Annotated in this window: 7 protein-coding genes; 6 read left to right on the plus strand and 1 reads right to left on the minus strand. The window is 58.7% G+C overall.

From position 1 onward, the window contains the following. The 4 genes from CGA22_RS24300 to CGA22_RS24315 form a co-directional block, all read left to right on the plus strand. Positions 1-11,513 (plus strand): DUF6883 domain-containing protein (locus CGA22_RS24300; protein WP_188258733.1); only part of this gene is annotated, 11,513 nt, incomplete at its 5' end. Positions 11,514-11,518: 5 nt separating this feature from the next. Beyond that, entirely contained in the window at positions 11,519-11,716 is a 198-nt protein-coding gene (locus tag CGA22_RS24305) for a DUF4926 domain-containing protein (RefSeq protein ID WP_084213702.1), read from the plus strand. Between the two features lie 28 nt (positions 11,717-11,744). Continuing rightward, entirely contained in the window at positions 11,745-12,173 is a 429-nt protein-coding gene (locus CGA22_RS24310; protein WP_041020783.1) for an Sbal_3080 family lipoprotein, read from the plus strand. Next, the gene (locus CGA22_RS24315; RefSeq protein WP_041020784.1) at positions 12,170-12,601 is read left to right on the plus strand and encodes a DUF2846 domain-containing protein; all 432 of its coding nucleotides are present in this window, start codon (positions 12,170-12,172) and stop codon (positions 12,599-12,601) included. Before CGA22_RS24310 ends, CGA22_RS24315 begins: the two co-directional genes overlap by 4 nt. A gap of 61 nt (positions 12,602-12,662) precedes the next feature. Here CGA22_RS24315 and CGA22_RS24320 read toward each other — a convergent pair whose 3' ends face one another. Next, complete coding sequence (locus CGA22_RS24320; RefSeq protein WP_041020785.1) at positions 12,663-12,935, minus strand: hypothetical protein; 273 nt, start codon at positions 12,933-12,935, stop codon at positions 12,663-12,665. Between the two features lie 543 nt (positions 12,936-13,478). On the opposite strand from CGA22_RS24320, the gene CGA22_RS24325 reads away from it, so the two are divergent. Together CGA22_RS24325 and CGA22_RS24330 are read left to right on the plus strand one after the other, a co-directional pair. After that, positions 13,479-15,368: an ATP-binding protein gene (locus CGA22_RS24325; RefSeq protein ID WP_041020786.1), complete on the plus strand. Its 1,890-nt coding sequence runs from the start codon at positions 13,479-13,481 to the stop codon at positions 15,366-15,368. Between the two features lie 166 nt (positions 15,369-15,534). Next, the gene (locus CGA22_RS24330; RefSeq protein WP_041020787.1) at positions 15,535-16,773 is read left to right on the plus strand and encodes a porin; all 1,239 of its coding nucleotides are present in this window, start codon (positions 15,535-15,537) and stop codon (positions 16,771-16,773) included.

The raw sequence follows: 16,773 nt of genomic DNA on the forward strand, positions 1-16,773 counted from the left end.
AAAGCCTCAACAACAGCGGCAAGAGCGTGATCGCCAGCCGCAACCTGACGGCCAACGTGGCGCAAACCCTGAACAACCAGGGCGGGACCCTGAGCGCCGGGCAGGCCTCGACTGTCAAAGCCGGGACTCTGGATAACCAGAACAATGGCCGAGTACTGAGCAGCAACACGCTGAGCGTCAGCGCCGACACACTGCTCAACACCCAGGGCACCGTCAGCAGCAATGGCAACCTCACGGCGAATATCGAGCAGTTGAATAATAACAGTGGCCAACTCAGCAGCCTGGGCAACGTCACGGTGCACGTCACTTCGCTGGATAACGTGGCGGGCTTGGTGGCGGTCGGTCAGGTGCTGGACATCAATGCCAGCGGCCAGGTTAACAACCAGAATGGGCGCCTCAGCGCAAGCAAGGGTGTTCAACTGACGGCCGCTTCGCTGGATAACACTGCTGGACGTTTGCTCACGGACGGCGCGCTCACCGCCAGCATTTCGGCGCAGTTGCTCAACCAGGCTGGATTGCTGTCATCGGCCGGGCTGCTGAGCGTCAATGCGGGGAATCTGGACAATCGCCAGGGATCTCTTTATGCCCAGCAAGGCTTGGACGTGAGGCTGAGCGGGCAATTGCTCAACGCTCAGGGCAGCTTGAAAAGTGACGCCACGGGTAGTGTCAAAGCGGCGGGGATGAATAACGACGTTGGTCAGATCTCCAGTGTCGGTGCCTTGAACGTCGACAGCACTGCGAACCTGAGCAACCTGGGCGGCAGTGTGATCAGCAGTGATAGGCTGGTCTTGAACGCGGGGCAGGTTAATAACGCCAATGGTCGCATCGCCAGCGCGAAGGCCCTGAATGCCACCGTGACCGGCCTGGATCAACGCAACGGCCAGCTCTTCAGCAATACCAGCGTTTCTCTCGATCTCAGCCATGGGCAATTGAATAACCAGGGTGGGCTGATCAACGCCCCCGGCAGCTTGTTGTTGAAGAACCTGGGTGCAGTCAACAACCGCGACGGTGAGATATCCAGCGATGCGGCGTTCAGTCTGATCGCCACAAGCCTGGATAACAGTGCAGGCTCGATCATCAGCCAGCAAAGCCTCAACCTGGTTGTTGCTCAGGTATTGAACAACGCCAAAGGCCTGGTCTCGGCCAAGGGCCTTGAGCTGCACGCGGCCAGCCTGGACAACAGCGCTGGCAACCTGAGCAGCGACGCAGACCTGAGCATGAGTGTCGACGGAACGCTGATTAACCTCAGTGGCCAGATGTCCAGTGCAGGCCTGACCCGCCTCAACGCGATGGCATTGGATAACGGCAACGGCCAGATCCTCGGCGACAAGGCCTTGAGCATCACCTTGGGCGGCGCTCTGGACAACCGCAAGGGCGTGCTCGGTTCGGCTGAAGCCGTGGATATCACCGCGGCCAGCCTGAATAACAGCAACGGCGGGCAGTTGATCAGCGACGGTACCCTGACCGCACGCATAAGAGGTTTGTTGGACAATCAGAACCTGGGTGAAGTGGCCGCCAAGGGCGCGGTGGATCTACAAGCCGCTGCGCTCGACAACCGTGGTGCACGCATCCGCGCCGACAAGGCGTTGCAGTTGACGGTCGATCAGCTGGATAACCGAAACAGCGGCGTCATCACGGGCAAGATCAGCCTCAACGTCGAAGGCTCGCACCTGGATAACAGCGGTGGCTTGCTGACGAGCGTCGGTCCGCTGACCCTGAAGGTCGGCGAAGTGCAGAACGGCCTCGGTCGTATTTCCAGCCAAAGTGATTTGACCGCCGTGATCGGTGCCCTGCAACAGCAGGGCGGCGAGCTGATAGCCCAGGGTAATTTGAGCTTGACCGGCAACACGCTTGATAACCGCAACGGTGGCCTGGTCGGCACCACAAAAGCGCTGGACCTGCACGTTGGGCAGATCGATAACCGCGCGGGGGAGATATCCGGTGCGCTTGGTTTGAAAGTCGGCGGACAGCGGCTCGATAACAGCGATGGCGGCAAACTCATCGCCGGCACTGATCTTGAGCTGAAAGTCGCCCAACTGATCAACCAGAACAGCGGGCTGATTCACGCCCAAGGCAGCATGATGCTGCGCGGCGACACGCTGGACAATACGGGCGGTGCGCTCAACAGCCTCAACGGTCTGGTGATTACCCTCGATAACGCTCTGTTGAACGGCGAGGGGCTGATCAACAGCGAAGGCGAGTTGACCGTGAACGCGGGCACGATCGATAACACAGCCGGTGGCTTGAGCAGCGCCGCTGCATTGTCGATTGTCAGCAACGGTGGGCTGATCAACCAGGACGGCTCCATCAGCACCGATGCCGCTCTGACCCTCAAAAGCACTCAACTGGACAACAGCCTGAACGGTCTGGTCTCGGGCAAGACCGCGGCCCAGGTCACCACCGGCGCTTTCGACAACAGCCAAGGTGGACGCCTGACCTCGGGCGGTACGCTCACGGTTACCGCTGCCAAGGTGAACAACGCTGCCGGTCGTATCGCCAGCAGCCAAGCCCTGACCGCCTCCGTTACCGGGCTGGATCAACAGCAAGGGGAATTGTTCAGCAACACCAACCTGAGCCTGGACATGAACCAGGGCCAATTGAACAACCAGGGCGGTCTGATCAATGCGTCGGGTACGCTCCTGCTGAGCAATCTCAAGGACGTTAACAATCAGAACGGTGAAATTTCCAGTCGGCAAGCGTTCACCCTGGCCGCGCGTTATCTCGATAACGGCGGCGGCAAGTTGCTGAGCAATCAAGGGCTGGTGCTGAAGACTGCGCAACCGCTGAACAACGCCCGAGGAGTGATTTCGGCGGCGTCGCTGGACAGCCGAAGCGCCAGCCTGGACAACAGCGACGGCCTGATCAGCAGCCTTGGTCAACTCGACCTGACGGTCGATTCCACAGTCGACAACCAGCGCGGCTCGGTGGTCGCCGACGGTGCATTGTTACTGGCGGCAGATCGCCTGGACAACCGTGCCGGGAGCATTGCGGGCAAAGCTGGGCTCCAGGCCACGGTCGGTACCATGGATAACCGCCAAGGAACGTTGGTCAGCGCTGACGCCTTGAAGCTAGAGGCGGCCAGCCTCGACAATCGCCAGGCCGGTCTGGTGGGCGCAACTAAAGCGTTGGAAATCGACGTCGATCATCTCGACAACCGTGGCGGTGAGTTGTCGGGTAACGGCGACGTTACGTTGCTCAGCCAGAACCTCGACAACAGCGATCGCGGCCAGGTTCTCGCCGGACAGGCGCTGAAGCTGACCGTGGACACATTGCTCAACCGTAGCAAGGGCTTGCTCAGTGCCAAGACCGAGTTGAGGCTCGATGGCGGCTCCCTGGACAACAGCGGCGGTTATCTGGTCAGCCAGCAGAATCAGCGCATGACCCTGAGCCGCGACCTGGTCAACAATCAAGGCCAGCTCAGCAGCGAAGGTGCGCTGAGTGTCAACGTGGCCAACCTGACCAACACCGGCGGCAGCTTGTCCAGCGCTGGCGACCTCACTGTGAACAGCCAGGGACGTCTCGACAACCTGGGCGGCGAACTGGTCACCGACAACGCGTTGTTGCTCACCAGTACGGCGCTGGATAACCGCCAACAGGGCAATATCAGCGGCAAAGGCGCAGTGAGTGTCACCACCGGCGCCTTCAACAACAGTCAGGATGGGCGTCTCAACAGCGGCTCCACACTGAATCTCAAGGCTGCCCAAGTCACTAACCAAGACGGTGGGCGCATCGGCAGTCAAGACGCGTTGACCGCCTCGGTTGCCGGTCTTGATCAGCAGGGCGGCAAGTTGTTCAGCAACACCTCGCTGAGCCTGGACATGAACAACGGCCAGCTCAACAACCAGAACGGCTTGATCAACGCGCCCGGTACGCTGCTGTTGAAAAACCTCAGCGGCGTGGACAACCGGGGCGGTGAGATCTCCAGCGGCCAAGCCTTTACCCTTGCGGCGCAAAACCTCGACAACGATAACGGCCGGGTGCTGAGCAGTCAGGGCTTGACTCTGCGCATCGCCCAGGCGCTGAACAACGTCAGAGGCATGATCGGTGCGGCAACCCTGGATGCCCAGGCACAAAGCCTGAATAACAACGGTGGCACGTTCACCAGCCGCGGTAATCTTGATCTGACAATCGATAACCAGCTGGATAACCAGGCCCAGGGCCTTATCAGCGCCGCGCAATTGCTCACGCTCAACAGCGGGGACCTGAATAACCAAGGCGGCAGTCTGTTGGCGGGCGGTGCGTTGGTCCTCAATGCCATGGCGCTGAACAACAGCGTCAACGGCCTGATCAATGCTCAGGGTGACCTGACCCTCACTGCCGATTCGCTGGACTCCAGTGCTGGGGGCGAGGTGTCAGCCAAGGGTGACGTGAATCTCACGCTCTCGGCGCTGACTCAGGAGGGCGGTCGACTGCTGGGCGAGAAAGCCGTCACGCTGAACCTCGGTGGCAGCGATCTGAACAACCGCAATGGCCTGATCACCACCAAAGGCCCGCTGACCCTCAACGGCTTGCGCAACCTGAACAACCAGGGCGGTGAAATCTCCAGCAGCGAGAGCTTCGGCCTGCGCGGCCAGACACTCGATAACAGCGGCGGCAAGCTGATCAGCAGTCAGAACCTGAGCCTCGATGGTACTGCGCTGGTCAACCAGAACGGCTTGATCTCCGGGTGGCAAGGCCTGCTGGTCAACGGCGCCAGCCTGGACAACCGCAACAACGGTACGCTGTCCAGCCGCAACGGTAACTTGAATCTCTCTCTGCTGGGCAACCTGCTCAACAGCAATGGCGGCGCACTGGTGAGCCAGGGCAGTCTGGGCGTACTCGCTGTTTCGGTGGACAACAGTCAGCAGGGCATCCTCAGCAGTGCTGGGGCGCAGAACCTCAATCTCAGCGGTGCCCTCGATAACGGCCAGGGCGGTCTAATCGACAGCGGTGCCGGCCTGACCATCAAAACCACGACCATGAATAATGCCGGCGGTTCGGTCAATGCCCAGCAGACACTGACCCTCAACACCTCCGACCTGAACAACAGCCTGGGTGGCCTGATCGGTAATGCAGCGGTCAACCTGAACCTCAATGGCGTCCTCGACAACAGCGGCGCCAAGCTCGCCAGCGGCGGGCCGTTGAGCGTTCAAGGCGCGACGACAATCAACAACCAGGGCGGCCAAATTGCCAGCCAGGGCTTGCTGACTTTGCTCACCGCTGGCCTGGACAACCGCAATCGCGGCACCGTTGCGGCCAATGATCAACTTACCCTGACCGCCACGGGCACGGTGCAAAACGACGCCGATGGCTTGATCTACAGCCAGAACGGCGGCGTGCAGATCGACGCCGCCAGCCTCACCAACGGCAAGGGCACGGTGCAGAGCCAGGGCGCCATAACCCTGACCGTCACCAACGACATCGACAACCAGAGCGGTCGCCTCCAGGCCAAGGCCGGTGACCTGATGGTCGTCGCCCGCAACCTGGACAACCGTGGCGGCGTGCTCGCCAGCCTGCAAGGTTTGCTCACCACCCAACTGAGCGGTGTGCTGAAGAACGGCTACGACCTGAACAACAACCGCCTGGGCGGCATCACCCAGGCCCAGCGCCTGAACCTCATTGCCCTGGGTGGCCTCGACAACTACGGCGGGCGAATCTCGGCACAGACCGGCGATGCCATTGTCAGCGCCCGCAACTTCGACAACCGCAACGGTGGGCTCTACGCGAAGGGCAAGGTCAGCGTTACCGCCAACGATTTCGACAACAGTGGCGACAATCACGGCCAGATCGCCGGTAGCCAGATCGATCTGAATCTGACCGGGGCGCTGAACAACCGCCTGGGCATCATCGAGAGCGACAGCACCCTGGCGATCAGAGCGGCGAGCGTTGATAACCAGACGGGGCAGTTGCGTGCATTGGGTACCGGCGGCAAGACCGATTTCCAGATCGGCGGCCTGTTTGACAACCGCAACGGCAAGGTAGAAACCGCCAACAGCGACCTGATCCTCAACGCCGCAAGCTTCCAGAACCTGGGCGGTAGCCTGTTGCATGTCGGCAGCGGTACCTTCGATATTTCCACGGCCAACATCACCAACGCCGGCGGCAGCCTTGTCACCCGCGGGGGACTGACGCTCACGGCAGACAACTGGACCAACAGCAGTGTGATCCAGGCAGGGCGGCTGACCGTCAACGTCAACAACCTGACCCAGACCAGCACCGGGCAGTTGCTGGCGTCCACCAGCCTGGTGGGCAACGGGGGTAACTGGACCAACGATGGTCTGATCGCCAGCGATGGCTCCATCAGCCTTGCGTTGGGGGGCAGCTATGGGGGCAATGGGCGGCTGTCGAGCCTCGGGGGGATAGACCTGAGTGCGGCGCAACTGAACCTGAATGCTTCTTCCAGCATCGCCGGTGGGGATGACTCCACTGTAAGGGTAAGCGGACAACTGGCCAACGCCGGACGCCTGACTTCAGACGACGACTTGACGGTGGAGGCCGGTAGCCTTGTCAACTACGGCACTCTGGGGTCAGCGCTGAACCTCGTGTTGAAAACACCGTCGTTGCTCAATGATCGTGGCCTGATCTTCAGTGGCGCGGACATGACTCTTAAAGCCGCTGAAGTGACCAATCGGAACGGTAACCTGTATGGACTTGGCGATGTCGTGATCGGTGGTTACGGCGCCGCCGCGCGCGCTGCCGATGTCCGCAATATTGCCGGTGCAATGGAAAGCGGTGGCACCTTCACGATCAACGCTGATGTGTTCCAGAACCGTACCGAAGGAGACGTCGCCTCGGGTGGACGCAAGTTGCTGTCAGGCTTTATCGCCAACATTTGTAACGACTGCCGAGGGGACTACTACACCTTCACAGTGGCGCTTCGTGAGGTTTTCGAGAGTATCGACAACGACACCAGCGCTTCGGCGTTTCTGACAGCCGGCAAGAATCTGATTTTCCAGGGCGGCACTTTTCTCAATAGCAAAAGCACCGTCAGTGCCGCTGGTAACATCAATATCACGGCTGACAGCTTTCAGAACATCGGCTCGCAGAACGGCAAAATCGAGCGCACGCGCACTTATCAGGTCGCAGGCATGAGCGACGGTGGCACCGATCGGTTCTTCACCAACGTCCTGACCCCCTACAACCAGCGAAACAATCCTGATTTCCCTTACGTGTATTACCTCGACCTGGATGGTGGTATCCACAAAGCCATTCCCACGTCAGCCCATGTCAGGGAAGGCGGGCGAGAGGGGGAAACCTATGAAGTGGTGTCTCTAAAGGACAGCCAGACGGGACAGGTTGTCAGTGCCCGTCTTGGCTACAACATCGTGTTGCCCGGATTGAAATATGGCTTCGAAACTTCGACGCCATCCCGATACGATCCGAATAACCTGGCTGAAGCACCGGACTTGTCCCCGTACAAGTTGCTCAGCGACATTGAAGTCGCCACAGACAGTTCCGGCGCTGCAAGCATGGCCGGTAGTCGTAACGCCGTTGTCCAGGCGGGTGGCAGTGTTTCGATTACCGCCACCCAGGATCTGCAGAACAGTGTCATCCATCAGGACTACGGCATCAGCGGTGGGACGAACAAAATTGCCGATACCAAGGCAACCGGCGTCGCAACCACGGTCGTCAGACTCAATCGTCAGCTGCCACCCGATCTCTCCCAGCAACAAGTGAACCCGCTGAGCCTTCCGGGCTTTTCCTTGCCAACCGGGCAAAACGGACTGTTTCGCTTGAGCGGGCAGAATGGTTCGGCTCAACAAGTCGCCCAGGTCAACAGCGGTCCGCAAAACTGGAGCATGGGCAGCGCTTCGGTCGACACTGGCCGGGCGCCCCAGGGCTTGCCGGACACTCAGTCTCGAAGCGTCCAGATTGCCGGTGTCACTCCAGTCGTCTCTGATAGTCAGCAACTGACGCCGATCAACCGTCAAACCGTTATCGGTCACATCAACCCCAGCGCGCTTGATGCCAGTCCACCCATCGAAGGTAGCGGCCACTCTATTCCAATGCCCGCCCGTGGCACGGGATCCAACACGGCCACCCATATGTGGCCGGTGCGCTCCGACGACAGCGGCCTGATTCGACCGATCGGTAGTGTCCCAGTTGCGGGCAATCCCGTCGTCGCTACTTCAGTAACGGGCCAGCAACTGAGTCGCGTCAAAGGGCTGCCGGATAACGCGTTCAAAACCAACCCGCAGAAATACCTCATCGAAACCAACCCAGTGTTGACCGAGTTGAAGCAGTTCATGAGCTCGGATTACTTGCTCTCCAACCTGGGCTACAACCCCGATGAGAGTCAGAAACGCCTGGGTGACGGACTTTACGAACAGCGCTTGATCCAGCAAGCGGTTGTCGCCCGTACCGGCCAGCGCTACATCGACGGCCAAACCAGCGACGAAGGCTTGTTCAAGTACTTGATGAACAATGCCATCGCCAGCAAGGACGCCCTAAATCTGTCGGTGGGTGTGAGCCTGACTTCAGAGCAAGTCGCAGCCCTGACCCATGACATCGTCTGGCTCGAAGAGCATGAGGTGAATGGCGAGAAAGTCCTGGTGCCTGTGCTTTATCTGGCCCAAGCCAACAATCGCCTGGCCCCCACCGGCGCGTTGATCGCCGGCCAGGATGTGACGTTGATTGCCGGCAGAGACCTGATCAATGCCGGTACGCTTCGAGCGACTGACAACCTGTCTGCCCTGGCAGGTCAGAATCTCGCCAACAGTGGACTGATCGAGGCCGGCAACCGACTCAACCTGCTGGCGGGCAACAACATCATCAACGGCGCCGGGGGCATCATCAGCGGACGTGACGTCAGCTTGAAGGCGACCCTGGGCGATGTCATCAACGAGCGCACCGTCACCACTGAAAACGACAGTCGGCGGCAGGACTACATGGACAACGCGGCCCGTATCGAGGCTGCCAACGACTTGGACATTGGCGCAGGCCAGGACTTCAAGAACATCGGCAGCGTCATGGTCAGCGGTCGTGACACCCGGATTGATGCAGGTCGGGATGTGAGCATTGTCTCTGCCCAGCAGGAGAGTGCCAGCAACAACGGCATTCGCAAAAGTTCGGTGACGCAGTTTGGTTCCAGCGTGGATGCCGGTCGCGACGTCATCGTGAATGCCGGTCGGGATTTCAATGCCATCGCCAGCAAGATCGGCGCCGATCGCAATGTGGCACTCACCGCCACCGAAAACATGACAGTCTCCTCCGGCGCGGATGAAACCCACTCTTACTACAAGACGAAGAAAGTCACGGCCCAGGAAGACCACGTCAAGCAGATCGGCAGCACGATCAGCGCGGGTGAAGACGTCACGATGAAGGCCGGAAAAGACCTGGCACTCATCTCAAGTCGCATCAGCGCCGGAGACGAAGCCTACCTGGTGGCCGGCGACAAACTTGAAGTGTTGGCGGCGCAGGACTCCGACTACTCGCTGTATGACAAAAAGAAGAAAGGTAGTTTTGGCAGAAAGCAAACGCGGCATGACGAGGTCACCAAGGTCACGAATATAAGCAGTGAGATCACCACCGGTGGGGATCTGACATTGGTAAGTGGGGGTGACCAGCGTTATCAAGCGGCCAAGCTGAATAGTGGCGCTGATCTGACGTTGGAAAGCGACGGTTCAATTACTTTCGAGGGCGTCAAGGATCTGGTCCAGGAAACCCATACAAAGAGTAATTCCAGCATGGCCTGGAACTCGATGAAGGGTAAAGGACACACCGACGAAACCTTGCGCCAGAGTGAGTTGGTGGCTCAAGGGAACTTGGTCATCAAAGCCGTCGACGGCCTGAATATCGACATCAAACACGTCAATCAACAAACCGTCAGCCAGACCATCGACGCCATGGTCAAGGCAGATCCGAAGTTGGCATGGCTCAAGGAAGCCGAACAGCGTGGGGACGTCGATTGGCGCCGCGTGGAAGAGATTCACCAGAGCTTCAAGTACTCGAACTCGGGGCTCGGTGTGGCTGCTCAGATGGTCTTGGCAATCGCACTGGCAGTGGTCACAGGCGGGGCAGGGGCTGGTTTGGTAGGGGCGACGGCAGGCACCTTCTCAGCTGGTTTCGCCAACGCTGTGCTGATTGCCGTGGAAACCCAAGCTGCCAACAGCGCCATCAGTAACAACGGCGACCTGGGCGCGGTTCTAAAAGACACCTTCAGCAGTGATAGCCTCAAGGGCTATGTGGTTTCAGGCATGCTGGGCGGCATCGGTAGCAGCAGCCTTGGTTATGATCCGACCAAGCTAGGGTTCGACCTGAATAGTGCAGGTCAAGTCATCCTCAAGACGGGTGCGGACACGTTGGTCCAGACTGCTATTCAAGGTGGCAGCCTGGGTGATAACTTCGTCAATAACCTGCTGGGGGCGGTTATCGATATTGGTGGTGCGGTTGCCGCCAATAAAGTTGGCAACCTGACTTTGGCTGAAGGCAGCCCGACCAAGATTGCTGCCCACGCACTTGTGGGTGGTTTGAAATCGATGGCCATGGGCGGCGACTTCAAGACCGGGGCCCTGGCCGGAGGCGCCAACGAAGCGCTCGTGGGCTATCTGGCAGAACTGGTACTGCCCGAAGGATACGATCCAAATCGCCCGGGAGCCGATCAGGCCAAAGCCAATCTGTCGGCGATGTCACAGCTACTGGGTGTACTCACGGCGGTCGTCTCAGGCAGCGACCCCAGCATTGCCGCGAACATCGCTGCTAATGCAACCCAGTACAACTATCTGAGCCATTCCGACCTTGAGCGGGCGGGAAGCAAGCTACAAGGTTGTGGAAGTGACCGCTCATGCATAGACGATGCATATACCACCTACCACGAGTTGAGCGAGCGGCAGACCCAGGAGGCATTGGTTAGCTGTGCTCAGAACCCCGATAATTGCAAGCCAACTTCGAGCGTGGTTGCCGAAGCGCAAGCCAAGACGGAGCAGCTCCGTGATCAGATGGACTCTGCGTCGCCCGAAGCCCGTGAGGCCTATGAGCGGTTGATTGCGGAAAACTACGAGTTTCAAAATCTGCTGGCGGGAGTGACCACAGAGCACTCCGCCAAGGCGGTGACAGATGTTCTGATTTCAAAGTGGGGTATTAGTCCAGAATACGCTAGGGCTATTATTGATGGCACAGTGACGCTTGCGATCGGGATGGGGGCAGGTCGTGGACGTAATAGCGGAGGAGGGAAAGGATCTCCAGAGCTTGTTGAAGGGGCTTATTCGCTTATAGGAGCTAATCGCGCGATCATCGATCCACGCAAGCTAACAGATTATGCATTGAACCCAGATCATCCGGTCGGTGGTAACAAGGCTCGTGTTTTTGAATCTGTACTCGGATTTACGAAGGATAATTCGGATTTACTAATGAAGCAGCTTCGGGAAGGTATAATGAGTAATACGCCAACTCCAGGGAAGGTAGATCAGTATGGGGCGCGCTTTACTGTAGATATTCCCGTCACAGGACCAGCTGGAAATGGTGTGGTTAGAAGTGGCTGGATTTATAAATCTGGCTCAAATGTCCCGGAATTAACAACTATTTTTGTGAAGTAGTCTATATGTCTTTTGAGATTAATACATTAGTGCGCCTGCTAGAGGATATTCCTTCGGAAGGAATTTGTAGTGGTGATCTTGGAGTAATAGTTGCCGTGTACTCAGAGCCAGAGGAAGCTTATGAGATTGAGTTTTGTGATAAAGATGGTGTTGCCGTTGCGCAGGTGCCTCTAACACCATTGCAGTTTAAGGTTTGTAAGTAACTATTGTTTCGTATTTTAAGGACAGAACATGCTGCCCAAAGCCATCACGACAGGCCTTCTATTGGCATTGGTCGGTTGTACCAATGTCACAGTCGAGCCAGTCGCTTCTCAATACAAAATCTCGCAGCTCTGTATCGAAGAAAACCCGAAAGTGGTGACGAATGACTTCGTGGATGGCTTGCAAACACTACTGCACCAGCACGGCGTCGAAAGTCGGCTTTACACGGCGCGCGTTCCAAGTAGTTGTGAGTACCGCCTTACTTACACCGCCATTCGTTCTTGGGACATTTCCCCGTACTTGTCCGATGCTAGCGTCCGGCTCTTCAAGGGCGATCAGCAGATAGGTTTTGGGCAATACCATCTGGTGGGCGAGGGCGGTTTTGATCCGTCTAAGATAGCCTCAGTCGAGCAGAAAATGGCGCCTGTGATTAATCAGTTGCTAGGGCAAAATAAATGAGTTCAATATTAAAAAGTATACCGGTCCTATTGTTCGTGCTGTTCTTGGCCGGCTGTGCTCACACCAGTTCCAGTCAGCCATATTTCGAGCCACCGCCGTTACCACAGGGCAAGGCGTTGGTCTACATGATGCGGACTCAGGTCCTTCAAGGCAGTTTTTATGACAGCGTGTTCAGCATCAATGACAGTGCGGTTGTGGGGCTCAATAACAAGACCTATTCCTGGGTGCAGGTGAGTCCGGGTCTGCATAAGGTATCAGCTGGGCCACGTCCGCACCCCAATAACGTATTTCTGAACCTGCCGGTCGAACCGGGTAAAGAATACTTCGTTGAATATACACAGGAGTATGCAGTCGAAATGGTCCGGATACGGAACGCCGAGGAAGGGAAAGCCATGGTGATGGGATACTCGTATATACCGGTCAAGTAGGAGGCTTCCTCAAATAGCATGAGTGCAAGCTAAGCGGGCGACCTTGGGTCGCCCATTTGCATTATTCGGCAACCTGCTCCCGCAACCGCCTCCCAATCACAACCATCACATCACACCCATCGCGTAATGCAATCGTCAGCATTTTGCAAAAATCAGAAAGCACCACCGTATCCGAGCCGATATCGGAACGAAACGCAATATTCTCCAACACCTGAGTCACGGTGCGAACACGGTAGTCGGCAGTTTCGAGGAGGACATCAAGCGGCGCTTCGGTGTCGATGAGCAGGGTTGCCGGCGTGCAGTCGACGCCGGTGATGGGCATGTATCTGGTCATATAAGAGCCTCAGTGAATAGATGACTCTCTGTAGTTCGGGTCGCCAAACCTGGCCGCCATTTGGGCGACGAGAAAAATATAGACCTCCCCGCCAAACCACTACAAGCCACCACTTTCCCACCTTCACGTAGGAATCCGCCCCGATTGCCGTTGATGTCGATCGAGGTTGCGTAGGCCTCGGCAAAGCACACGACTGCTGCGCAGCCGAGCGGGAGCGAGCTCCCTCGCCACAGGGGGAGCAGCTGTCTTGCATGGGTGTTGGATGTGCTGCCGTCATCGCGAGCAGGCTCGCTCCCATAGGGATTGGCGTCATAGCCGATGTAGTGATCAGCCCACGACCAGGGTGGGAGCGAGCCTGCTCGCGATAGCGGTATCCCAGCAGCTTCGGGCTCGCCCACGCGGTTTGTGATCTATAGTTTCCAGCGAACCCATCGGCAATCTGCCTCGCACGGACGCCGCAAGAGATTCCTGGCATCTCCTTGAGCCCAAGCCCCAGCGGGTGCCCGCTAACCTGAAGTGCTGATACAACGCAGGGAGCACAGCATGCAGTTTCAACGGCCCCATGGATTGAGGTTGGTCACCGGTATCAACCCGTCAACGGACGCCGCCTCGGGGGGCGTGGGGCGGGGGCTTCGACGTGGGCTGGCTCATGTCAAGGAAGCCTACGTCTTGTTTCCGCTGCTCGCCGTCATGCTATTGCTGGCGATCTGGATGACAACGTTCTACCTCATCAACAGCGAGCTGGCGCGTGCCCGGTACAACGCCGCCACGGTCAGCCAGGAAATCAGCGCCACCTACGAAGCGCAGATGTTGAGGGCGGTTCACGAGATCGATCAGACCCTCAAGCTCGTCAAGTACACCTACGAGGCCGAGGGCAAGCGCAATCCGTTGCCCCGGCTCAAGGAGCGGGCGTTGTTGCCGCCGGCCCTGTTGTTTGACGTGAGTGTGGTCAATGCCGACGCAAAGCTCGTGGCCAGCACCCGGGCCAACGAAACGGGGCCGGTCAGCGACCCGGATGAGCTGCGAATCCTGCGCAACAATGACACGTTGCTGATCAGCCACCCCTGGAAAGACCCTTCGACGGATGAGTGGCGGCTGCGTTTCAGTCGCCGCCTCGACGCGCCGGATGGCTCATTCTCGGGCGTCGCCAGAGTCGAGGTCGATGCAGCCTACTTCGCCAGCAGCTATGACACCTCGAAACTCGGTGAGCGAGGTGTGCTCGGGCTGTTGGGCACCGATGGCGTCTTTCGGGTGCGGCGCACCGGGGAGTCGATCCAGGCCGGCGATGCGGTCGATTATGGGGCGCTGGTGCCGGACAGCGAGGACACCGAGGCGCAGCTGTTGACCAACGGTTGGGACGGGGTGCGGCGCTACACCAGTGCCCGTCAGCTCTATGACCTTCCCTTGGCGGTGATCGTCGGGTTATCCGAAGAGGAACAATTGGCCGCCGTGACCGAGCTGGCCCACACCTATCAGTGGCGGGCCGCTGGAGGCAGTCTGTTGTTGGTGGTTCTGGTCGTCTTGCTCAGCCGGACGAGCTGGCAGCTTGCACAAAGCCGTTTGCGCACCGCCGAAGCCCAGACCCAACTCGTCGCCGTTGCGCGTCAGGCCGGCATGGCCGAGATCGCCACCAACGTCCTGCACAATGTGGGGAACGTGCTCAACAGCGTGAATGTCTCCGCCGAGGTCCTGACGCAGAAGCTGCGCACCAGCAAAGCCTTGGGGTTGAGCAAAGCGATGCAGTTGATGAACCAGCATGCCACCGATCTGGGCCATTTCCTCGTTGAGGACGAGAAAGGCAAGTTGCTGCCGGGGTATCTGAATCAGGTGACGGAAGCGTTGGCTGTCGAACAAAAAAGCATGTCCGATGAATTGGAGCAATTGGCCAAGAGCATCGATCACATCAAGGAAGTCGTCGCGGCCCAGCAGTCTTACTCGGGCGTATCCAGCCTCTGTGAGAGCGTCCAGGTCGAGCAATTGCTGGAGGACGCCTTGCGCATGAATGCCGGCATCATCACTGCTCGTCGGGTCACGGTGCTGAAGGAGTATTCGGCAATGCCCGCGGTGCAACTGGACAAGCATCGGGTGCTGATGATCATGGTCAACCTGATCAAGAATGCCAGCGGGGCGATGGTCAACATGTCGGATCGGCAGCCATTGATCACCCTCCACGCCGAGCTGACGCCGGAGCACAAGCTGATCATCCGGGTGGTCGACAATGGGGAAGGCATCGCCGAGGAGAACCTGACGCGAATTTTCGCCCATGGCTTCACCACTCGCAAAGAGGGCCATGGTTTCGGTTTGCACAGCTGTGTCCTGGCAGCGATGGAAATGGGCGGTGTGCTGAAGGCCCATAGCCACGGGCCGGGGCAGGGTGCCACGTTCACCCTGGAGTTGCCCATTACCGCCTTGAGCCCGGCAACCGTTGCATGATCCGGGCACGTAGAATTTTGTCGTCTACAATTCGGTCATGGTATTGAGCCGACGTCATAAGGACTGGAACGAATGGTGGCAATTCCTTCAGGCAATCTCGAACAGGGTCCCGGCGCAATAGTCTGCCTGGATGGGTGGGTTCTCCTGTCGAGGCCGCACTGACTCCATGGCGCCTCGACTCCATCCGCTGGCCCTGGCCGTGATGTCGCTTTATGCCTGCACGGCCACCGCCACCGATGCTGACGGCCCGACGTTTTCCGTGAGCAGCTTCGGCACGGTCGGCATGGTTCATTCCAACGAGAGGAAAGCCGACTTCACTTCCAGCATCTACAAGCCCAATGGCGCCGGTCACTCGCGCAGTTGGAGTGCCGATGTCGACAGCCTGATCGGGGCGCAAGTGACGGCACGCTTCACCCCGGAGCTCTCGGCGGTGGTGCAGGTGATCTCGGAGCAGCGTTACGACAACAGCTACCGTCCCTACGTCGAATGGGCGAACTTCAAGTACCAGGTCACGCCCGATTTCAGCCTGCGTATCGGCCGCACGGTGCAGCCAGCCTTCCTGTTTTCCGACAGCCGCAAGGTAGGCTACACGCTGCCCTGGGTGCGCCCCCCGGGGGAGGTCTACAGCATGATCCCCGTCACGGCGACCGATGGCATGGACCTCAGCTACCGGCTGCACTTGGGCGATGTCATCAATACCGTGCAAGGCAATGTCGGGCAGAGCACGGTCCGGATGCCCAACGATACGGGCGAGACCCGGGCCAGAGGCTCATGGGGCGTTTCCAACCTGACCGAATACGGTGCCTTGACCACGCGCATCACCTATCAGCACACGCGCTTGACCTTCGAGCCGTTCAACCCGCTCTTCGATGGTTTCCGGCAGTTCGGTGACGAGGGCAATGACATCGCCGACCGCTACGACACCAAGGGCAAGGACTTCAATTTCGTCGGCGTCGGGGCCATCTATGATCCCGGCGACTGGTTCGTCATGGGCGAGTGGGGGCATTTCGACAGCCATGCGGTGTTTGGTGAGATGAGTGCCTGGTATGTCAGTGGTGGATACCGGATCGATGCCTTCACGCCTTATGTCACGTATGCGCGATCAAAGACTCTGAGCGAAACGTCCACCGATGGGTTGGACACCTCGACGTTGCCGCCGGAACTGGCCGGTCCCGCGGGGGAACTCAACGGAACGCTCAACGCCATCCTGGGCGCCGGCAGCCGCCAGCAAACCCTGTCGCTGGGTGTGCGCTGGGATTTCACGAAAAACATGGACGCCAAATTGCAGTACGACCACACCCGGATGGATGGCATCACCACGGGCCCGTTGACCAACTTCCAGCCGGGTTTCAAACCGGGCGGCTCGTTCAGCGTGCTCAGCCTCGCTGTCGATTTTGTCTTCTGA

Origin of the sequence: Pseudomonas sp. PSB18 (genome assembly GCF_014596565.1) — a bacterium.
GTDB lineage: Bacteria > Pseudomonadota > Gammaproteobacteria > Pseudomonadales > Pseudomonadaceae > Aquipseudomonas.

Bases quoted from the DNA above. Each gene is read 5' to 3' on its own strand.
- CGA22_RS24305 (WP_084213702.1), top strand. From the start codon at position 11,519: ATGTCTTTTGAGATTAATACATTAGTGCGCCTGCTAGAGGATATTCCT.
- CGA22_RS24310 (WP_041020783.1), top strand. From the start codon at position 11,745: ATGCTGCCCAAAGCCATCACGACAGGCCTTCTATTGGCATTGGTCGGT.
- CGA22_RS24315 (WP_041020784.1), top strand. From the start codon at position 12,170: ATGAGTTCAATATTAAAAAGTATACCGGTCCTATTGTTCGTGCTGTTC.
- CGA22_RS24320 (WP_041020785.1), bottom strand. From the start codon at position 12,935: ATGACCAGATACATGCCCATCACCGGCGTCGACTGCACGCCGGCAACC.
- CGA22_RS24325 (WP_041020786.1), top strand. From the start codon at position 13,479: ATGCAGTTTCAACGGCCCCATGGATTGAGGTTGGTCACCGGTATCAAC.
- CGA22_RS24330 (WP_041020787.1), top strand. From the start codon at position 15,535: ATGGCGCCTCGACTCCATCCGCTGGCCCTGGCCGTGATGTCGCTTTAT.